Annotated in this window: 16 protein-coding genes and 1 pseudogene; 5 read left to right on the top strand and 12 right to left on the bottom strand. The window is 44.0% G+C overall.

Annotation, left to right across the window (positions count from 1 at the left end; genetic code table 11):
* Window position 1 precedes the first annotated feature (1 nt).
* The 7 genes from BUC05_RS17220 to BUC05_RS17190 form a co-directional block, all read right to left on the bottom strand.
* Entirely contained in the window at window positions 2-1,828 is a 1,827-nt protein-coding gene (locus BUC05_RS17220) for a BglG family transcription antiterminator (RefSeq protein ID WP_073305476.1), read from the bottom strand.
* A gap of 349 nt (window positions 1,829-2,177) precedes the next feature.
* Window positions 2,178-3,707 carry a tagaturonate reductase gene (locus tag BUC05_RS17215; protein ID WP_073305474.1) on the bottom strand — a complete coding sequence of 510 codons (1,530 nt, stop codon included), beginning with the start codon at window positions 3,705-3,707 and terminating at the stop codon, window positions 2,178-2,180.
* 29 nt (window positions 3,708-3,736) lie between these two features.
* Window positions 3,737-5,230 carry a UxaA family hydrolase gene (locus BUC05_RS17210; RefSeq protein ID WP_035205384.1) on the bottom strand — a complete coding sequence of 498 codons (1,494 nt, stop codon included), beginning with the start codon at window positions 5,228-5,230 and terminating at the stop codon, window positions 3,737-3,739.
* A gap of 104 nt (window positions 5,231-5,334) precedes the next feature.
* Window positions 5,335-6,618, bottom strand: a complete 1,284-nt coding sequence (locus tag BUC05_RS17205; protein WP_011245302.1) for a TRAP transporter large permease — start codon at window positions 6,616-6,618, stop codon at window positions 5,335-5,337.
* 2 nt (window positions 6,619-6,620) lie between these two features.
* On the bottom strand, window positions 6,621-7,103 hold the full coding sequence (locus tag BUC05_RS17200; RefSeq protein WP_073305471.1) for a TRAP transporter small permease: 483 nt from the start codon (window positions 7,101-7,103) through the stop codon (window positions 6,621-6,623).
* Window positions 7,104-7,192: 89 nt separating this feature from the next.
* Window positions 7,193-8,203, bottom strand: coding sequence for a C4-dicarboxylate TRAP transporter substrate-binding protein (locus BUC05_RS17195; protein WP_011245300.1), 1,011 nt, complete (start codon window positions 8,201-8,203; stop codon window positions 7,193-7,195).
* 146 nt (window positions 8,204-8,349) lie between these two features.
* Complete coding sequence (locus tag BUC05_RS17190) at window positions 8,350-9,363, bottom strand: zinc-binding alcohol dehydrogenase family protein (protein WP_073305469.1); 1,014 nt, start codon at window positions 9,361-9,363, stop codon at window positions 8,350-8,352.
* A 157-nt stretch (window positions 9,364-9,520) separates the two neighbouring features.
* Between BUC05_RS17190 and BUC05_RS17185 the strand changes: the two genes are divergently transcribed.
* The 4 genes from BUC05_RS17185 (at window position 9,521) to BUC05_RS17170 (ending at window position 14,032) form a co-directional block, all read left to right on the top strand.
* On the top strand, window positions 9,521-10,381 hold the full coding sequence (locus BUC05_RS17185) for an AraC family transcriptional regulator (protein WP_073305467.1): 861 nt from the start codon (window positions 9,521-9,523) through the stop codon (window positions 10,379-10,381).
* Between the two features lie 532 nt (window positions 10,382-10,913).
* Entirely contained in the window at window positions 10,914-12,212 is a 1,299-nt protein-coding gene (locus BUC05_RS17180; protein ID WP_073305465.1) for an extracellular solute-binding protein, read from the top strand.
* Window positions 12,213-12,278: 66 nt separating this feature from the next.
* The gene (locus tag BUC05_RS17175) at window positions 12,279-13,205 is read left to right on the top strand and encodes a carbohydrate ABC transporter permease (protein WP_035205393.1); all 927 of its coding nucleotides are present in this window, start codon (window positions 12,279-12,281) and stop codon (window positions 13,203-13,205) included.
* Complete coding sequence (locus BUC05_RS17170) at window positions 13,202-14,032, top strand: carbohydrate ABC transporter permease (protein WP_082111768.1); 831 nt, start codon at window positions 13,202-13,204, stop codon at window positions 14,030-14,032. Before BUC05_RS17175 ends, BUC05_RS17170 begins: the two co-directional genes overlap by 4 nt.
* 51 nt (window positions 14,033-14,083) lie before the next feature.
* Here the strand turns inward: BUC05_RS17170 and BUC05_RS17165 are convergent.
* A pseudogene (locus tag BUC05_RS17165) lies at window positions 14,084-14,433 on the bottom strand (YkgJ family cysteine cluster protein).
* Between the two features lie 343 nt (window positions 14,434-14,776).
* Between BUC05_RS17165 and BUC05_RS17160 the strand changes: the two are divergent.
* Window positions 14,777-16,066, top strand: a complete 1,290-nt coding sequence (locus BUC05_RS17160) for a homocysteine synthase (protein ID WP_011245293.1) — start codon at window positions 14,777-14,779, stop codon at window positions 16,064-16,066.
* A 197-nt stretch (window positions 16,067-16,263) separates the two neighbouring features.
* Here the strand turns inward: BUC05_RS17160 and BUC05_RS17155 are convergent, their stop codons facing one another.
* The 4 genes from BUC05_RS17155 to fba all read right to left on the bottom strand — a co-directional run bounded on the left by BUC05_RS17155 (window position 16,264) and on the right by fba (window position 20,683).
* A complete protein-coding gene (locus BUC05_RS17155) occupies window positions 16,264-16,881 on the bottom strand; it encodes a DUF421 domain-containing protein (RefSeq protein ID WP_051881262.1) in 618 nt (205 codons plus the stop codon).
* A 144-nt stretch (window positions 16,882-17,025) separates the two neighbouring features.
* Entirely contained in the window at window positions 17,026-18,618 is a 1,593-nt protein-coding gene (locus tag BUC05_RS17150) for a solute:sodium symporter family transporter (protein ID WP_094978882.1), read from the bottom strand.
* A 155-nt stretch (window positions 18,619-18,773) separates the two neighbouring features.
* Window positions 18,774-19,796 carry a Gfo/Idh/MocA family oxidoreductase gene (locus tag BUC05_RS17145; RefSeq protein ID WP_035205398.1) on the bottom strand — a complete coding sequence of 341 codons (1,023 nt, stop codon included), beginning with the start codon at window positions 19,794-19,796 and terminating at the stop codon, window positions 18,774-18,776.
* Between the two features lie 5 nt (window positions 19,797-19,801).
* On the bottom strand, window positions 19,802-20,683 hold the full coding sequence (gene fba / locus BUC05_RS17140) for a class II fructose-1,6-bisphosphate aldolase (RefSeq protein ID WP_035205399.1): 882 nt from the start codon (window positions 20,681-20,683) through the stop codon (window positions 19,802-19,804).
* Window positions 20,684-20,795 lie beyond the last annotated feature (112 nt).

Below are 20,795 nucleotides of genomic sequence, written 5' to 3'. Positions count from 1 at the left end.
GTTATAATGACAAACTATTCCGAAATCCTTGGTACGACTTCATGTCTTGAAGACGTGCCGTTTTACTAAGTTGATAAATTTCGCGAAAGATTGATTCGTACAACACGGTGTCCCGTTCACTCACCAATAGCAAGAACACCATTTGGACTGTCCGCTCTCCCCATTGGACGGCACGGCTGTTCATGCCAACAAAAATTTTTGTTTCCGGGGCATCGATTGAAATAAGCGGATGGGGCACAGCCATGCGGTTGCCAATGTCTGTTGCAGACAATTGCTCCCTCGATTCAATCGATGGCAAGTACACTTCGGCTCCTGCCTTTTTCACAAGCAAGCGCAGCAGCTCTTCTTTTGTCTGCCCATTTAAACGGAAAAAGCAATCTTCGGTAACGCGTGCCTGCAAAATCCCGTAAGTTAAGCATTCCTTAATGCGGGCAATATCTTCTTTTGTGATGAAATCGCCTTCAATATACAATGTCTTATGCTGTGTCTTGAGCTCCTTGGACGTTGTCAGTACAAACGCGGCATCGCGGGGCACTGCAGAAGGAGCATAAGGAATATAAATTTCCTGAATCGACACTTGCGGATACGCTTGTTCCACTTTTTGTTTCATTAGTGTGGTCATAGCCAAACTTTTTGTGCTAATTAAAGGAACACGGATTGGCTTTCGTTCCATTCGGTCAATTGCCGCCTGCAAATGAAGAGCTAAGTAGCTTACTTCCGCTTCAGGAACGGAAATAGACAACTTTTCTCCTAGTTCCTCAGCAAAGACAACCGCCATCTGAAACGCATGAATGTATTGGGCTTTAATCATCGATAACGATGGAGCTTCGATTTCATATTGGTCTTGTAATACGGACAACATATTTTGCAAATGCAACGTTAAATGCCTTAGCAGCTTTTGGTCGCCTATTAAATCGACGCCGTACTGCTTCTCGAGTAACGACAACCCTGCTAAGCAGGCCGCCTGTAGCCGTTCAGAAGCGGCTGTGTTGCCGTTTTTTTGGATCGGAAGCAACTTGAAGGCGATGCAATTAGAAGCAAGATAAGCAAGTTCCCCATCGGGGCAACATGGCCAACCAATCGCATTCGCTATTTGTTCAGCCAGTTTCCAGTTTGCTCCTGCTTGCGCGCTCTTGTTTGTGCTTAATTCATGCGTTTTTCCGCGGTGCACAGCGACAAGCACTACAGCCAATAACTTTGCCCAGACACTGGCCGACACATAGATGCTATTTGCATCTAAAACATCGCTTAACTTTTTGCCTATATCGGCAATGCTTTGCGGCGTATGCCATCCTGAAAAGGCCGTTGTCATTTGTGAAATTGCTTCTTGCTTTGCAGCAAATTCATTGTTGAACAAACTTGTCAACAACATCCGTTTATCTTGCTCGTTCCCAAGCAAGCGAATTCCACAAAAAGGCTTTGTTTCAAACATGGCTTTTCGGTCATACTGCTTCAGCCATTCCGACATCCTCATCACATCACTATGGATCGTTTGCGGGGAGACGAAATGGGTTTCCGCAAACTTGTCATAGCTCATCCATCCATTTGCATCAAGCAATTCTTTGACAAGCTGAAAAGCCCGTTTATGGTAATCTAAATCTAAATGAGAGCGCTTGTTAAACTGCGTTAATGTCCCTCTCAATTTATATCCAAGGCGATTGTTGGAAACAATTTCTGCATTGATTAAATAGTCTTCATTCAAAATGCGAATGTCATTGCGAATCGTCCGGTCGCTTACGCCTAGCTGTTCGCCTAGCTCCCGGCCTGACAAAAAACGCCCCTCCTTTTCTTTTAATAATTGGAGCAGTCTGGCATGCCGTTTCTTCAATGCGACCACCTCCTAATTCTCACTATAGTTGGGCTCGCCTTCTCCTGCTAGGCTATCCTATTTCCTAAATGATTAGGAAGTAAGCGCTGTCATAAAAGGAGATGATAAGAATAACCTATAAATCGATTTATCTCCATGTTTATTTTATCATGGTTGATTCAGCTTCATTTCTAGTAATTTCATCCATTCTTCTAATAAATTTTGCCACTGGTCAATTTAGACGCACTCAAGCAGAAGAGCATGATTTAGTGGATGAAAGAAGGAACCACATAAGACAATCGATACAGCGGGCATAATAAAACCGCCCCTCTCTAACCAAACTGGAGAAAGGGACGGTTTTACTTCCTACTTAAACTCTATTTTCCATGAATGATCGTAATGCAGCTTTCATCCCATGTTCTCCTATATTCTGCACATGGAACGTAACGGTTTCCGCCAATTGTGGGACAGCGGTTAAATCGGTCTCCCAAAGCTGCTGATTGCTAAGAAATGCATGAATTGTACGCTGCAAATCCTCTCCATTATGATCGGACAGAATTTGAATGGAACGAAGCGTTTTTTCATTCTCTTTAATCGGATACACAGTATCCCCGCGTTTGCCAAACCATACATGGTCCTTCACATGATCAGGACGATAAAAGACGTATAAAGCGGCTAGTGAAAAGGTTAAAGCTGCTGGAAGCGCATTGTTTTTCCTTACCGCTTCGAGAAGAGAAGGCAGTATCCTAGTTTTCCATTTAAAGATGGAGTTCAATGAAATGTCTAATAGCTTGTGCTGATTAAACGGATTGCTAAACCTTTCGAATGTAGCGTCTGCAAAGCGGATCTTTTCCTCTTCATTGATATGAAGCAAAGGCAAAATTTCTTCGTAAACGCCTGTTCGGATAAATTGCTGGAGTTCCTCATCCTCCATTGCTTCCTTAACGGTATCCAGGCCAGATAGATACGCCGCCGCAAACATCATGGTGTGGGCGCCATTAAGAATTCGCACCTTCAGCTCTCGAAATGGAGCTACAGGCTTCCAATGGACGTTTAATCCAGCCTTCTCGAAAGGCAACTGTGCCGCTATTTCCGGTTTGGCTTCGATCGCGAATAAATGAAACGGTTCACAAGTGGTTAAAAGAGTATCCTCATAGCCTAGCTCTTGATTAAACTGCTCAATCCCTTCCCGAGGAAAGCCTGTGACAATACGGTCTACAAGCGTATTGCAGAACTGGTTATGCTGGTCGACCCAGTCTATAAAGGATCGAGGGAAGCCCCATTCCGTTGCCAGCCTAATAACAATTTCCTTTAGCAGTTGCCCGTTGTTGTCCAATAGCTCACAAGGAAATAGGATCATGCCCGCTTCCTTCGCACCTTGGAACGTTTGAAAGCGGTGATAGAGATAAGCGGCCACTTTTCCTGGAAAAGACAGGGGAGAGCGTGCCTTGTCGTACTCCTCATGCAAATACGTCAATCCAGCTTCAGTGGTGTTGGAGAACATAAAACGAACGTCTATGTTTTCTGCTACCTCAAGAACCTTTTGCCAATCTGTGTAAGGGTTAATCCCCCTGCTGATCGACGTCACAATCTCCCTTTCATCTACCTCTGTTCCATTCAACATTCCCCGCTGCGCCAACGTATACAACCCGTCCTGTGCGTTTAATTTAGGCACTACTTTACCGTGTGGAGTCGGCTGTATCGCTACAATCGAGCCATTAAACAAGCCCTTTTTATTCAACGTATGAATCATCCAATCGACAAAGCCGCGCAAAAAATTCCCCTCGCCAAACTGGATGATACGCTCCGGCAAATGCGCGTTGCAAGCTTCGTTTGCGTCCTGTAGGAGCTGCTTTTTAGCTTGATTGTGAGCTATGAATTTTTTTGATAATTGTTCCATTTAGAGGTCCCCTTTTTATTTGATGAGCGTTAAAGGGTCACGCCATCCTTAAAAATAGCGATCTCTTTAAAACCGTACTGCTCATTTTTTGTCTTCTTTTCTCCCGAAGCGACCTGAAGCAAATAGGTGAAAAAGTCCTCTTTGACATCGTCCATGCTGCTGCCTTGAATGAGCTGTCCGGCGTTATAATCAATCCAGTTCTTCTTCTTTTCAAATAGGGCGGTATTGGTTGAGATTTTAACCGTTGGCACAGGCCCGCCAAACGGGGTTCCCCTTCCTGTTGTGAACAGCACGATATGGGCACCAGCTGCAGCAAGGTTTGTGACAGATACTAAGTCGTTTCCTGGCCCTTGTACGATGTTCAGCCCCTGCTTTGTAACCTTAGAACCATAAGGGAGGACGTCGACGACAGGGGCAAATCCACCTTTTTGGACACAACCAAGTGACTTTTCCTCCAGTGTTGTAATGCCTCCTTTTTTATTGCCTGGAGATGGATTTTCGTAGACCGGCTGGTTGTACTTAAGGAAATACTCTTTGAAACCATTTACCACATCGACTAAATCGTTAAATACCTTTTTATCCGTAACCCGCTCCATCAGAATCGTCTCTGCGCCAAACATTTCAGGCACTTCCGTCAAAATCGTTGTCCCTCCTGCGGAGATAAGCATATCGGAAAACGCTCCGACCATCGGATTCGCTGTAATTCCTGAAAATCCGTCAGATCCTCCGCATTTTAAACCAACTTTTAACTTTGATAGAGGAATAGGCTCTTTTTTAAATGTTTTTGCATAGCTGACCAGACTCCCGAGTAAATCCAGCCCTTCCTCAAGTTCGTCCTCGACATCTTGGACCGCGAGAAACTTTACTCGTTCTTTATCGATTTCTGATAGAACCTGTTTAAACGATTCTATAAAGTTGTTCTCACACCCTAGACCTAATACGAGAACCGCTGCAGCGTTAGGATGCTCTACGAGTCTTCCTAATATTTTTTGAGTGTTATGCAAATCATCGCCTAGTTGGGAGCAGCCTAGGGGATGAGGAAAATGATAGATGCCATCGATCCCTTCCTCTTGAAATGCCTCATTTCCCATTTTCGCGAGAATCTCTGCTGTTTTATTAATACAGCCCACGGTATTGATAATCCATATTTCATTACGAATGCCCGCTTCCCCGTTTTTGCGCCAGTACCCATCAAAAGTGGTTGCGGATTCCCGAACACGAAACGGCTGTGATTTATGTTGATACTGATATTCGAGCGTTCCTGATAGCTTCGTTACAACATTATCGGTGTGTACCCAATCGCCTTTTTGAATTGGCTTGCTTGCTTTGCCAATAGGGAATCCGTATTTTACGATGTCTTCTCCTACAGCGATGTCTCTGATTGCAATTTTGTGCCCAGAAGGAACGTCTCTGGATAAAGGAATATGCTCTTCTTTAAACTGGATACGTTGATCTTTTTGCAAGTCTTTTAAACTGACGATGACATTGTCTGTCGGGTGAACTTGAAAAAAAGCGTTAGACAAAATCAAAACCTCCTTATTTGTTAAACATGGATTTAATCTACCTCACAGTGTCCAGTTGTCGCTGAATACCGTTAGAGTGGATGGCTTCATCGATCCTTATTTAATTAGGAGAACAGAGAAGGCAGCCATAGGGAAATTGCTGGGAAATAGGCAACAAGCAAAATCGCAATGATTAAAACAATATAAAAAGGCCATGCCTCTTTAATAAAATCTTCAATTTTCACTTTAGTAATTGCCGTTGTCGTAAACATAATCGTCCCGATAGGAGGAGTGATCGTTCCAACACTAAGGCAAAGAATAAAGAAAAGCCCAAAATGCACAGGATCTATACCGAATGTTTGAATCATAGGCATAAAGATAGGTGTTAGTATAATAAGTAAAACGTTGCCTTCAATAAACATGCCTACTACGAGTAAAAAGACCATAATGACTAATAAAAACAGAGCAGGGCTCTCGATAAAATTGGTTACCGTGCCAGTTAGTTGCTGTGGAATCTGCTCCAGCGTTAAAATCCAGCCGAAGGCCGTTCCTGCCGCAATAATGATCATGATCGTGGCCGTTAAATTGACCGATTCTTTTAAAGCGGTAACGAGCTGATTGCCCTTCATCTGGCGATAAATAAAAAACCCTAAAATAAGAGCATAAATAACGGCAATCGCTCCGGCCTCCGTTGGGCTGAACACGCCAAAGCGAATTCCACCAATAATGATAATCGGCAACAAAATCGCAAACGCTGCATCCTTAGAAGCAATGAGCATCTCTTTTGGTTTAGCCGCTGGCTTTTTTTCCGTTTCAAAGCCTCTCTTTTTAGCAATAAAATGAACAAGTATTAAGAAAATCACACTAAGCATTAAACCCGGTACAATGCCAGCTAAAAACAGGTTGCCAATAGACACGTTCCCGATATAGCCGTACATAATTAAGGCTATCCCTGGTGGAATGATCGGTGTAATCAGAGACGTTGCCGCTGTTAATACAGTCGAGAAAGCAGGCGGATAATTGCGCTTCGTCATTTGCGGCACAAGTACTTTGGACTGCATGGCCGCATCCGCGATATTAGACCCCGATAAACCTCCCATCAGCACACTGAGCAATACGTTGACTTTCGCTAGCCCACCTGTCATATGGCCAGTCATGACTTGGGCAAAGTTAAGCATTCTTTCCGTAATTCCGGTATAGTTCATCAGAATCCCTGCTGTTATAAAGAAAACGATCGCAAGGAGAGGAAAGGATTCTACGCCACTCATCATTCGTTGGATTAAGATTTCATGGGTGAAGCTATCATTCATGATAAAGTAGTAGGCGCAGCCGGCAATAATGGCGTAGGCTACAGGAATATTCAATATGATCAGAGCAAACATGATAATTAAAGCGATCGTTAAATCCATCCTTACTCCAGTCCTCTCTCTTGATGTATATAAGCCCGGTCTCTTTTAATAAACACGTTAAGAAGATGAAACACGGCTAGCAACGAACCGATCGGCACCGCCAAATTAATGAATGTATAACTGATCCCAAGCACTGGGGTTACTTTGGCGACACCGTGAAAGGCAAACGTAGCCCCCCAGTAGACAAACACAAGGATAGTGGCAGCCAAAATCACGACAAGCCTTGCCACCTGAACATAATGGCGTATTTTTCCCGGCATTTTCCGGACGAAATAATCGATTCCTACGTGTGAATTGTGCTTGATTCCAGAGCTAATACCGATAAACGTAAGCCATATAAACAACGCCAAACTGACTTCCTCAGTCCATGTGATCGGACTGTTTAAGACAAAGCGGAAAAATACGTTTGCGCTAATGAGAACAATAATTCCTGATAAAGCAAGAACTCCTAGATAATCATCCAAATGATGAAAAAAACGCTTCATGTTTATCACCTCTACGTTGTTGTGAGTGTAGGCTTTCCTCTAAGCATCGATCCAGCTTCTACCAGAGACAAAGGAGTTGTTCATTCCTTCTAATCACGGTTATCCAGCAGTTCTTGAATCGTTTCCTGTAGATCAGGGCTCCATTCAGGAATACGGTTAAAAATCTCCTGCGCTCTTTCTTTAAACGGCTCAACATCAATCTCATTTATCTTAATTCCTTGTGAAGCAAAATCTTCGAGAACCTTTTCCTCCTCCTCTGCCACAATCGTTTTTTCAAATTCTCCCGCTTCATCCCCCGTTGTCTGTAAAATGTCCCGCAAATCAGCTGGCAGAGAGTCCATAAACTCGTTTCCAGTCACCCATGGGCTAATAATCTTCGTATGTCCCGTTAACGCTAGAAATTTCGCGACTTCATGCGTTTTTGAGCCAGAGAGGACAGGCAGCGGATTCTCAGCCCCATCAATTACGCCCTGTTGCAAGGAAGCATACATATCGGATAGAGGAAGCGGTGTCGGTGAAGCGCCAAGCACACTGAACGTGTGAATATACATCTGGTTGTTTGGAACCCGGATTTTTAGCCCTTTTAAATCCTCTGGTGTCAGAACCTCTTTCGTTGTCATGAGATGGCGCTCACCATAGAGTGTGTTTGTTGTTACAATCTCTAAACCCTCCTGCCTCAAGTCATCCTCGAGCGATTTAAACCAATCGGTTGTCGTCAAGTAGAATAAATCCTCTACGTCGTCTACTAGATATGGAGCCGTCATCACTCCCAGATCAGGGACAAAGTTCATAAGGAAGTCATAGCCTGTAAAGATGATCACATTGCTCCCAAACAGTGCCTGCTCAACTACGTCTGCTTCAGAGCCTAGCTGTGAGCTAGGATATAACCGTATATTCAACCGTCCGTTGCTCCGTTCTTCGGCAAGCTCCTTCCACTTCCGCGCCATTTGGTCTACTGGTTCACCTGGCTGATTTCCGTAAGCGATATTCACGGTGTAAACCTGGTCTGGGCTATTGCCTGCATCAGCCGTACTGCATGCCGTTAACAAAGCTACCATTACAAGAAGTAGGAGGGAGGACATTGTTTTCCCATTCTTCATTCCATTCAGTCCTTACGTATAGTTTTTCTTATTGCTCGCCTTTGTTGATAACGCTTTCATTTTTGCCATAACAATCTGTTACTCTGACCTGTACCAATTTAAATCGTTGATAGACTCAGGCAAGGGACGAGCTAATTTCTCATCCCTTAGAGCTCTACGACCACCTTTATCACTTTTGATTCCGGTAATAGCCAGCTATCAAACTGTTCAACCATCTCCCTAAAGCTGCAGCGATGGGTAATGTACGAATCCAGTTGAATAGAGCCTGTTTCCAACACCTGTATAACGTAGTTAAAATCCTCTTTGGTCGCGTTCCTGCTGGCCATTAATGTCATTTCTCTTTTATGAAATTCTGGATCATCAAATTGAATCATTCCGTTGACAAGCCCTACGTAAACCAATTTCCCCCCATGAGCAACATAGTTAAAAGCTTCTGTCATGGAATCGTTGTTTCCCGTCGCATCAAAAACAATTGTCGGCAACTCGTCATTCAGTCGATCATTTAGTTCGGACAGAGGGTTATCCAATGCATGGACGACTGCATCTACTTTGGCCCATTGCTGGCAAAATTCAAGTCTCTCTTCATTGACATCCATAGCAATGACACGGGCACCCTGTTCCTTGGCAAAAAGCATCACGCCCAACCCGATGGGCCCTGCCCCAATCACTAGAACCTGTTCATTTCTTCTTGGCTTCGCCCGATTTACAGCGTGGGCACCAATAGCAAGAGGCTCAATGAGGGCTGCTTCATCATAGGAAAGACTAGTAGTTTTCATTAATTGTTCGGTAGGAACAGCAACCAGCTCTCTCATACCACCATCGATATGAACACCCAGCACATTCACCTTCGTACAACAGTTCGTTTTGCCGTTTCGGCAAGCATGGCAATTTCCACAGCTTAAATAAGGGATGATCGCTACACGATCTCCTGCTTGCAGCCCTTCAGGATTATGTTCGACCTCTTCAATGACACCAGACAGCTCATGCCCTAGTACTCTAGGATAGGAAAAAAAGGGCTGGTTTCCTTTATAAGCATGAAGATCAGTCCCACATATGCCAATTCGTTTAATACGAACTAACGCTTCACCGGGCCTAATTGAAGGCGCTTTCTCTTTTGTCATCTTGAATACATTTGGCCGTTCGCAAACGATGCTTCTCACAGTTTTCCTCCTCATTCTGTCCACCCTTCATTGTTGCCAAGATTCATTTTATCACCATAAATAAGTTATAAATATTGCGTATTCTGCTCAATATGTACCTTTTATTGATATAATATAAAAAGATTAAGATTTTAGGTTTGGAAAAGAGGTGTTGACATTGGAGCCTGTCCGCAAAACATTTGATTCAGAGAATGATTTCCCCTTTTTCATTGCTTATAAAGATACGAAAACGCCTAATCGCGAGCTTCCTGACCATTTGCACGACTGGTACGAAATTGTCTATGTCTACCAAGGGAAAGGAACCTTTTTTATCGATCAGAATTTATTTCAAGCTGAGCAGGGAGATATTATCACCATCCCTGGAAATACGATCCACCGCGTCATCCCAACAGCAGAAAATTTGATTACCTCAACGGCTATTTTTTTCAGCCCCGTTTTATTGCAGCGCTCTGTATTCTGGGATTCTCACTCCTATCTAAGATTGTTTGAGGAAGGCAAAGGACGCAAAAATTACAGGCACCGGCTAGAGCCAAAAAACCGGGCTCAGCTCGAATTGTATATCGATCAGCTCTGGGAGGAGGAAAAAGAAAAGCGCATTGACCAGAGGCAGATGTTAGCCCTTTTGTTGCAGCAAATTCTTTTGTTTCTAAACCGAAACTGCCTCAAGAGCGAGCATGTCGGGCATCATAACGCTGGGCCAGTGTGGATCAATCAGGTTCTTGACTATATCGAGCTCAATTTAGAAAATGAGCTCGAACTGAATAACCTAGCGAAAATAGCAGCTGTGTCGCCGGCGCACTTTAGCAGGGTATTTAAAAAACTTATCGGCATGAATGTAACAGAATACATCACAACGAAGCGCATCATTATGGCGAAAAATTTGCTACAAGAACAAAAAGAAAACATTGCCCTTATTGCGGAACAATGTGGCTTTAACAGCATGCCACACTTCTATCGGACATTTAAAAGGCTTACGTCCGTAACGCCGGCGGCGTATCGAAGTAGCTTTGCCAAATAGATTTTTAGAAAACTGATTTTTTCTTCTCTTATAAAAAGGACGAGGTACCAATGTTAGAAACACCACTTCGCTCATGTTCACATCGGTGTGAGAGATGTAAACATGAGCTTTTTGTCGACTTTTAAAGGCGCCAATGCCATTTCCGCTAAAACCATTGACTAGGGAGTGAACGATCCTATATAATAACAATGAAAATTTTACAAATAATAAACCTCTTTTTCATAATCTCTTTATTCTTACATGGGACAATCATATTATCGCTATCATTGCCATAACTTAATAGACGCAGCCTGATGAATACAACCCTGATTAAACGACAAGGAGTCGATTGATTCCTGTGATGAGGGCTTTTTTGCATGCTTTTAAAGGATGGCCTGTGCATAGTTTCCTCTTCCAATTTTGCTAAGGAGGTGACTGATGGAACGATTTTAATGCTCCTTTATAAGGGAACCAAGAGAACGTACCGCACACGGGTATCAACTTGCCGTTCCCGCTGGCATTTTTGCGTAAAAATGAAAAGGGGGGTTTTGCAATGAGACAGAAAGCGGCGACGTTTGTTTGTATTTCGATGATGGGATTGTTTGTTCTCAGTGCTTGTGGCAATTCAAATGAAGACGCTGGAACGGAAAGCGAGGGGGAAAACCATCAAGGGGACATTGTATTAGAGCTTTGGCAAAATGACGCGAGCGAAAAAGAAAAAGTATATCAAGATGCGATTGCCCGTTTTGAAGATAAAAACCCAGGTGTAACAGTGAACATGCAGTATATTCCGAATGACGATTATAAACAGCGCATGGTTGTTGCCATGTCAGGAGGAGATCCTCCAGACGTCTTTTTTTCCTGGGGTGGCAGCTGGCTAAAAGAGTTTGCTGATGCCGGGCAAGTAGTATCATTAAATGACTACGATATCGACTTTGATAAATTTCTTGATGTTGCACTAACGAATACAACATTTGAAGACGAAGTTTACGGGCTTCCGTTAGGGCTTACTCAAACACTGTTCTTTTATAACAAAGAAATTTTTAATGAATACGGGTTAGAGGAGCCGCAAACATATGACGAGTTTCTTGAAATTGTGGACACGTTAAAAGAGAACGATATTATCCCGATTACATTAACCAACCAAACAAAATGGCCGGGCACGTATTATTTGATGTATTTTGCCGACCGCCTAGGCGGCGAAGACCTTTTTCAAGGGGCTTTTAACCGTGACGGTACAGGGTTTGATGACGAGTCCTATGTAAAGGCAGGCGAATACATCCAAGACCTTGTTGACAGAGGTGCTTTTAATCCAGGCTTTAACGGCGTTCCTTACGATGCAGGGCAAGGACGGCAACTGCTTTATTCGGGCCAGTCTGCAATGATGCTAATGACGAATACGTTTATCTCTAGCGTACGTACAGAAGCACCTGAATTTGAAGAGAAACTAGGGATGTTTGAGTTTCCTGAAATAGCTGAAGGAAATGGCGATCCTTCCAATGTAGGCGGCGCAACAAGCCCCGTTTGGTCCGTTTCTTCAGCCACAGAACATCCTGACCTTGCAGTTGAGCTGATCAATGAACTTACAAGCATTGAAACAGCCGAAGATTATGTAAACCGAACGGGCAGCATTGCCGCTATTAAAGGCATTGAAACAGATGACCCATTTATTAAGCGAATTGATGAAATCGCGGCTAATGCCAATGACATTCACATGCCTTATGACCAAACATTGCCCCCTGCTCTTGCTGAACTACATCTAGATACAACACAGCAGCTATTCGGTAAAGCGCTTACACCTGAAGAAGCAGCTAGCCAGATGGAGGAGAAAGCAAAAGAATTGTTAGATTAACAGATAGAAGAGAGCGCACTTTTTCGTCTAGTGCCTCTCTTTATCTTTATAAAAGGAGGGCTACATATGAAAACCGCTGTTCAACCAGGAACTTCTCCCCCGCTTACACAAAGAAAGGCAAAGAGCGGTCGAACGATTTTCTTCTTTGTATTGCCAGCGCTTCTTGTTTATAGCGTATTTATTATGTATCCGATTTTTTCAACATTCTATTACAGCCTTCATGAGTGGAATGGTGTGCAACCTCAACGCACCTTTATTGGACTGGACAACTATGTGACTTTGCTTAAAGACGCCACTTTTTGGCAAGCGCTGCAAAACAATAGTTTGCTTGTGCTTGTTTCCGTTTTTGTGCAAATCCCACTAGGGCTGATCATGGCACTTGTTCTCTTCAGCCCTGTCATCGGTAAAAGATTGTTAAATGTTATTTACTTTCTTCCCTATTTAATGTCTACGGTAGCGATAGGGCTTCTCTGGATTTTTATGTATGACCCGATAAACGGTCCGATTAACCAATTGTTGCAAATAGTTGGCATTGATGCGATCCCCTGGTTAGCAGACGCCAATGTAGCGATGATTGCCATCTTAGTTGTCGTTATTTGGCAGTTCTCTCCTTTTTACATGATTTTATTTAAAGCAGCCATGGTAGGGATTCCAAATGAATTGTATGAAGCGGCTAGCATTGATGGCGCAAATGGAAGGCAACAGTTTTTTTACATCACGTTGCCTGCCCTCGTTCCGACTATTGTCAGTTCTTCCGTTCTCGCCGTTGTTGGTTCGCTAAAAGCATTTGACATTTTTTACATTATGACTGGCGGCGGCCCTGGAGGGGCAACAGAAATACTAGGAACCTATATGTACAAGCAAGGCTTTATCCAGTTTAGCATGGGCTATGCGAGCACAGTCGCTGCTGCCATGTTTATTATTGCCTTTATTTGTGTAGCCATCATCCAATTTGTTGAATACCAGCGAAAGAAACGGGGGATCCTCTCGTGAATCCACTACAACTCGTTAAACGTATCATGCTGTATGTGTTGGCTGTTTCCTTGTTGCTGTTTACGTTTTATCCATTTATGTACATGGTTGGTACATCGCTAAAAAGCATGGACGAATTTTTCGACAACCCTTACGCGATTGTGCCTGACACCTTTACGTTTGAACATTACTTTGCGGTAGTTGATATGGGGCTTGCTGGCTATTTTTTAAATAGCTTAATCATTACGGTAAGCGCCGTCTCATTGACAGTCGTCATTGCTTCATTAGCCAGTTATCCATTAAGCCGGCTGTCATTCCGCTTTAACCGCCCTCTGTTTTTGCTCTTCGTTGCAGGAATGATGCTCCCCATTCATGCGACCTTAATACCGATTTTTGTTTTAACGCAAGAGATGGGCATTTATGATACATTGTTGGCTTTACTCGGTCCATATGTCGCTTTTAGCTTGCCAATCTCGATTTTCATCTTGACGCAGTTTATGCAGGAAATTCCTAAAGAGCTTGAAGAAGCCGCACAAATTGACGGCGCGAATCACTGGACCATTTTTCGCAAAGTGATTTTCCCTAATGTAACCCCAGCCTTGTCTACAATTGTCATTTACAATTTCGTCTTCTTGTGGACAGAGTTTATCTTTGCACTCATTTTGCTTACGACAAGAAGTAAGATGACATTGCCTCTTGGACTGCAAAATTTTTACGGCGAATTGATGATTAACGTCCCTGGCCTGATGGCTGCTATCACGCTAGCTAGCTTGCCGATTTTGTTATTGTTTATTATCGCCCAAGAACGTGTTGTCAAAGGTTTGACAGGCGGCGCTTTAAAAGGGTAAATCGGGTTGTCCCCCTTCTTGTGCTTGCCTCTGGAGGCCCCAGAGGCAAGGTCAACCAAAATCTTTCCATGTAAAATCAATGCTTAACGTACCAACAGCCTTTTCATCCGGGTAGTACGTTTTAGCTGAAGCAGCTTCTGGCTTGCGAAAACAGACGAGGTTTTTTGGTGATGCCCAAATGCACGGCAAATCGCTGGACGGACTGAGTGAATGCCACAACAATCATTGGCTTCGTCAAAAAAGATGCACGTCCCTAAAAAACGCTGTTGGTTTTTTAGGGAATCGCGTCTTTTCGCAGGCATTTTCTTAATGTGTTTTTTTATATGTCGCAGCTCCCTTTCGGAAATAGGCACAGGCCCACAGCACAATCCTTTGCATCCTTTGCATGGCAAATCTCCCACTTTCATCTCTCCTCTAAATGGATTCATTTACAAACAACGGCAAAAAGCCTTTAAACACACTTGAAAGGACGCTTTCAAGTTGCTTAAAGGCAACGTTTATTGGGTTCGTTTGTATGGTTATTATACCATATTTATGCTTTAAGTGGCCAGATCGATGTTCCATCCTCTAGTCATTTTATCGAATTGAGGATACGAGTATTTTTGCCTTTTGGAAGAGAAATATTTATTTTTTTCAGTTATTCTGTTATATTAATTCCTACGTATGAACTATTTAGACAAGTGTTGCGCACGGCTCCAAGCAAAAGATTCGAAATATACAAAACAAGAAAGTGGGGAAAGAGAGATGACAGAAAAACAATCATTTGGTTTTGAAACCATTGCTCTACATGGTGGACAAACGCCTGACTCTGCAACAAACGCGAGAGCGGTACCCATTTACCAAACAAGCTCTTACGTATTTAATGATACCGATCACGCTGCAAATTTGTTTTCTTTACAAGAGCCAGGCAACATTTATTCACGCATTATGAACCCGACACATGATGTGTTTGAACAGCGGATGGCTGAATTGGAAGGCGGCGTAGGCGCATTAGCAACTTCTTCTGGGCAAGCTGCCATTACATATGCGATTTTAAATATCGCGGGAGCAGGAGACAACATTATTGCTTCCAGCAGCTTGTATGGCGGCACTTATGCCCTATTTGCGCACACGTTGCCTAAACTAGGCGTGGCATGCCATTTTGTCGATGTCGATGAACCATCCCAATTTCAAGAAAAGATCACAGACAAGACTAAAGCGATTTTTATCGAAACGATTGGAAATCCGCAAATCAACATAGCAGACATTGAAGCGATTGCAGACATTGCCCATGCAAATGGGATCCCCCTTATCGTTGACAATACGTTTGCTACCCCGTATTTGTGCAGACCGATTGAACATGGCGCAGACATTGTTGTCCATTCCGCTACTAAGTTTATTGGCGGCCATGGGACATCGATCGGCGGCGTCATTGTCGACTCTGGACGATTTGATTTTGCCAATGGCAAGTTTCCTGGTTTATCAGAGCCAGATGCTAGTTACCATGGACTTGTGTATACAGAGGCACTTGGCCCCCTCGCTTACATTACAAAAGCACGAGTCACGCTGCTTAGAGATATTGGCGCCTCTGCTTCCCCATTTAATACATTTCTATTTATTCAAGGGCTGGAAACATTGCCGTTGCGGATGGAGCGCCATGTAGAAAATGCGAAACGCACTGCTGAATACTTACAACAGCATCCTATTGTTTCTTGGGTCCATTACCCAGGCCTAGAGTCGAACCGTTACTATGATCTGGCACAGAAGTACATGCCGAAAGGGGCAGGATCGATCTTTACATTCGGCATTAAAGGCGGCGTGGAAGAAGGCAAACGGTTTATTAACAGCCTACAGTTATTCAGCCATTTAGCTAATGTCGGTGACGCCAAATCATTGGTGATTCATCCAGCAAGCACCACACACCAGCAACTAGATGAAGAAAGCCAAGCAAAAGCAGGCGTCACACCAGACATGGTTCGCCTATCTGTCGGTATCGAAACCATTGACGACATTCTGAGTGATTTAGACCAAGCGCTTCAAAAAAGTCAACAGTAGGCAAATAATGCCCGCTAAACAAACAATCGTCTCCCTGAAAAAGGAGGCAACCTTTTGCATAAGCCTGTTCCTTGCCTTTTAGCGGATAAAGACGATTAGGCCAGTTGAAGGTTCAACTGGCCTTTCATTAAGTTTGCGCTCTCCTACTCCCCTTTAAATAGGAGCACTCTAGTTTGCGAGCGCACTCGTTCGTTCCTCTAATGTAGGGTTCGTCTAGAAACATGGCGATTGTCATTTTCAATTTCAGCAAATAAGTTGCTTTCGCTCATGGCATTGTTGCTTTGCCGGTTTGTTTCATTTGGTGGAGGAGCACCTTTTAAATAATGTGCCAACAAGGCCTCCATTTGTGCATAAGTGATCGGCTTTGCCCAATCAAATAGTTCATAGCCAAGCCCACCGTTTGGCTCAATGGTGGCTGTCTTCACATCACTCATTTTAGATATTCCTTGCTGGCGCAATTGCATTTCCAAGGCATCGACCGTCATTCTAAGCTTCTTTAAGTTTTGTGGTTGCAGTTGGCCTTCACGTATAACGAGTATGGCTGGCCCTTTGATAAATGACTCAGCTGCATTCCACCTAACTTGGATCGATTCAGCTAGAAACAAGACCAATATAAACACCACAGCGGCAATGATCGTCAAGAGAATACTATGATTGGCAATTGGCTGTACAATGACAGTTCCAATAGAAATCATGGTAATCGTCGTCGGCACTGTCATCTGTGATATCGATTTTCGGCCAGAAACCCGTAACAATAGCATACCGACAATGATTAATAGAAACGCTTTCCATACTTCACTCCAAATAGCGCCCATTTCCACCCCTACTCCTTTTTCATTCCAGAATAGTTTTTTCCATTTGCCTAAAGTTCATTCAATAGCCATTCTGAAAAGGGAGCAACAGTGCATGAAAAAGCGAGAAAAGGACAGACTCCATTTGATGGTATTGTATCCCCGATGCTATTTAGCAATTCCCCAAGGGGAGAACAACAAATACGTTCCTAAAACCGTTAAGATCACCAACACACTTACCCAATTGCGGTGTTTCCAAGGTGTCAAGTCGACTTTGTTCGTTTCTTCTGTCAATTCAAACGGAACCTGTAATGGCTTTAATCGGCTTAGCGCCCATAAAAGCAACAAATCGATGAAAAACATCACGCTAAATACGTAGAGATAATGAATTTCTAAGAATATCTGACTTGCAGTATAGGCAACCACATGAAAAGCAAACGTCACTTTTGCAGCAAAGGCAGTCGCGTACTTAGAATAGAAGCCGAGAATAATGATCGCCAGCAACGGCATGCTGTACAGCCCATTAAATTGTTGGACGACATGGAATAACCCTGCCGGAGCAAAAGCAATCAACGGCGCGATAATGATTGATAGTCCACCGACAATGACCGTAACCATTTTGCCAAAGCGAGCGACTTTATTGTCTGTCACGTTTTTCTTGGCCAACGGCTTATAAAAGTCAAGCGCCAACAAAGTAGCTGTTGCATTTAAAGCTCCTACAAATGAGCTTAAAATCGCGCCAAAGATAATTGCCGCAAAAATGCCAAATGCTAAATCCGGTAGAACGGCAACGACTAGCATCGGATAGGCGTTATCGGCGGGATTAATGCCGTCGCCAAACATGTTGAAGGCAATGATGCCAGGGAATACTAAGAACAACGCACCGAAAATTTTGAAGAAACCGACATAAAGGGCTCCCTTCTGCCCTTCTTTTAAGTCTCGTCCCCCCAGTACTTTTTGAACAATTAACTGGTTTGTACACCAATAAAATAAGTTATTAAAAAACATGCCTAAAAAAAGCGTTGGCCACGGCACCATCTCAGAGTCAATTGCTCCAATTGAATTTAATTTTTCAGGCGTGTTTTGGCGAATCGTTTCAAATCCTGCAAGTAAATGGCCATCTCCTAATACAATCAACCCTAGAATCGGAATAGAAAGACCACCGATAAGCAAACCAACGCCATAAATCGTATCGCTAAATGCACTAAGGCGCAGGCCGCCGATAAGCAAATAAAGCAGACCAACGATTCCAATCATGGCTGAAATCAACGAAACAGCCACAAGGGGATGGACATTTAACAGTTCATCTACTGAGAAAATTTGGTTAAATACTAATGAACCAGAATATAAGACAACAGGAAGAAACGAAACCACATAGGTAAATATAAATAAAAACGAAGCAATCCTCTTCGTCGTTGCATCATAGCGCCGTTCAATAAAATCGGTGACTGTGTCCACACCATATTTTAAATATTTAGGCAAAAATACGAGTGCAAGTGCGACAATCGCAATCGCAGCCGTTACTTCCCAAGCCATGACTTCCATGCCAGCCACGTAGCTTTGTCCATTTTGACCAACAATTTGCTCTGTAGATAAATTGGTCATAATGACTGAGCCGGCAATCGTCACACCGGTCAAACTCCGTCCACCTAAAAAGTACCCTTCTGAGCTCGAAAGATCGACATTGCGGCTTCGTTTGTAAGCGAATAGCCAAATGGCTCCGATAATCATGATAAATGACATAATTGAAACTATACCCAATTTGTCTCTCCCCTTTATCATCGCTTCTTTCCTTAAAAACCGATTCATCCATCGATAGGGAACAGCGCTGCACTACAGCAGTGGTTAGTAGACTCCTTTTTCTGTTTATACAAGCCAAATAAGGCGCACACACAAAAATAGGCAAATGTCTCTTTCTAAAGGGAGGCCTGCGGCTGCAATACCACTTTCTTGCCGCTTCTCATTGATTCAGTTGCAGCAAGGGCTATTTTTAAGTTGATTGTGGCATCTTCAGCCGTTACAATTGGCGTGTTCCTTGAGCGGACACAGTCAATAAAGTGCTGCAATTCTAAACGGTACGCGTCACGAAAGCGGGTCTGGAAATCAGGAATGATTTCGTACCTTGAACCAGTGGCATTTAATATCGTCAATGATTTGTCCCGCAGTTCGCCAATAAACAAACTGCCTTCTGACCCAATAATTTCGGCGCGGATGTCATAACCATAAGGCGAATTACGGCTAGCTTCAGCATCGCCTGCCGCCCCATTGTCAAATTCAAAGTAGGAAAGAGCGTGGTCCACATCGCCGTAGGCTTCCATGAATGGATACTTCAGCACCCGTCCATGACCGGAAATCGCTGTGATCTCCGCCCCGACCAAATAGCGGGCAATGTCATAATCATGAATGGAACAATCGACAAACAGCCCGCCGCTATCTTTTATAAATTCAGGCGGCGGTGCGCCTGCATCGCGTGTAAAACCTTTATAATAAAGAGGTTTGCCGATCTCTCCAGCAGCAATTCGCCGCTTGGCATCTGCGTAAGCCGGGTCGAACCGCCGCATGAACCCCACTTGGCAAATAATACCTGCCTCCTCAACCGCTTTCGTTACGTCTATCGATTCTTCTAATTGCAAAGTCAGCGGCTTTTCAACAAAAACATCTTTGCCATAGCTAGCTGCCAGTTTGATCATCTCGGCGTGCGTCCGCGTCGGCGTGACGATAACGACGGCATCGACGGCAGGGTTTGAGAATGCATCGAGTACGTCGTCCGAGTAACTAGCCACTCCAAATGTTTGGGCGACATCCTTGGCCCGGCCAGGAAGGGGGTCAATCACTTGGACAATTGCCGCCCCCCTCACTTCCGTCAGCAAATTTTTCGCATGGTAATAGCCGAGGCGCCCAAGTCCGAGAACGGCACATTGAATGCGTGCTGCTGTCATAGGTTTCATCTCCTTTGTAGACTTGCAGAACCAGCTGCTTTATTGGCTGCTCCAAATTGTTTGATTTTCTTTTCGACCGTAGCCTGGACCATCGCCAGGCCCTCTTGCAAGAGCAGTCGCGGCTCAAACGCCGTTTCCTGCTCGGCAAATGTTGTCCGGCAAGCATCAGACCATGCGATCATGCATTCGGTGTTTATATTGATTTTGGCGTGCCCAAGCTTTATGGCCCGTTGTAGCTGTTCATCAGGTATGCCCGAGGCACCGTGAAGGACGAGCGGCACATTCGTGCTAGCCGATATGGCGGCCATTTCGTTAAATCCGAGCTTTGGCTCACCCTTGTATTTGCCATGGACGGAGCCGAGCGCTGCCGCGAGCGCATCGACATTGGTTTCACAGACAAACCGCTGGCATTCTTCGACATCGGCATATTTGATTTCGGCCATAAGCCCATCTTCTATGCCACCGACTGTACCGACCTCCCCCTCTACCGAGACATTGTGTGCGTGGGCATAGGCCACTACCTCTTTGGTCATGTCGATATTCTCGTTAATTGGATAATGAGAACCATCAAACATGACAGAACTGAAGCCAGCATCAACTGCTTTCTTGCAACGCTCAATACTTAAACCGTGGTCAAGATGGAGCACGACAGGGACCGTTATACCGAGTTCATCGGTTAATGCTCCCATCATTGCCACAACCGTCTGAAAGCCTCCTAAGTAGTCAATCAAACGATCAGAAGCGGCTGCAATTACTGGTGATTGTTGCGATTCTGCCCCTGCCAAAATCGCTTTTGCCCATTGCAGCCCATTAATATTAAATTGGCCAATTGCGTAACTGTCTTTCTTCGCGTCGGCCAACAATGGAGCCATCGGCACAAACCCCATGCCTTCCCTCCTTTCAAATTTAAGGTCCTTTTAGGACTCTTGCTTTTCGGACAGCTGATCTTCAGGACGAATTTACAATAAAGTCATAGCCATGCTAGTCGTAGTAGGCCAG

The organism is Shouchella rhizosphaerae (assembly GCF_900142675.1).
Classification (GTDB): Bacteria; Bacillota; Bacilli; order Bacillales; family Bacillaceae_D; genus Shouchella; species Shouchella rhizosphaerae.
This window is presented reverse-complemented; position numbering and strand designations above follow the sequence as displayed.

Excerpts from the sequence above, each read along its gene's own strand:
- BUC05_RS17215 (WP_073305474.1), bottom strand. The coding sequence starts at position 3,707 with ATGGAACAATTATCAAAAAAATTCATAGCTCACAATCAAGCTAAAAAG.
- BUC05_RS17205 (WP_011245302.1), bottom strand. The coding sequence starts at position 6,618 with ATGGATTTAACGATCGCTTTAATTATCATGTTTGCTCTGATCATATTG.
- BUC05_RS17200 (WP_073305471.1), bottom strand. The coding sequence starts at position 7,103 with ATGAAGCGTTTTTTTCATCATTTGGATGATTATCTAGGAGTTCTTGCT.
- BUC05_RS17195 (WP_011245300.1), bottom strand. The coding sequence starts at position 8,203 with ATGAAGAATGGGAAAACAATGTCCTCCCTCCTACTTCTTGTAATGGTA.
- BUC05_RS17180 (WP_073305465.1), top strand. The coding sequence starts at position 10,914 with ATGAGACAGAAAGCGGCGACGTTTGTTTGTATTTCGATGATGGGATTG.
- BUC05_RS17175 (WP_035205393.1), top strand. The coding sequence starts at position 12,279 with ATGAAAACCGCTGTTCAACCAGGAACTTCTCCCCCGCTTACACAAAGA.
- BUC05_RS17160 (WP_011245293.1), top strand. The coding sequence starts at position 14,777 with ATGACAGAAAAACAATCATTTGGTTTTGAAACCATTGCTCTACATGGT.
- BUC05_RS17155 (WP_051881262.1), bottom strand. The coding sequence starts at position 16,881 with ATGGGCGCTATTTGGAGTGAAGTATGGAAAGCGTTTCTATTAATCATT.
- BUC05_RS17145 (WP_035205398.1), bottom strand. The coding sequence starts at position 19,796 with ATGACAGCAGCACGCATTCAATGTGCCGTTCTCGGACTTGGGCGCCTC.
- fba (WP_035205399.1), bottom strand. The coding sequence starts at position 20,683 with ATGGGGTTTGTGCCGATGGCTCCATTGTTGGCCGACGCGAAGAAAGAC.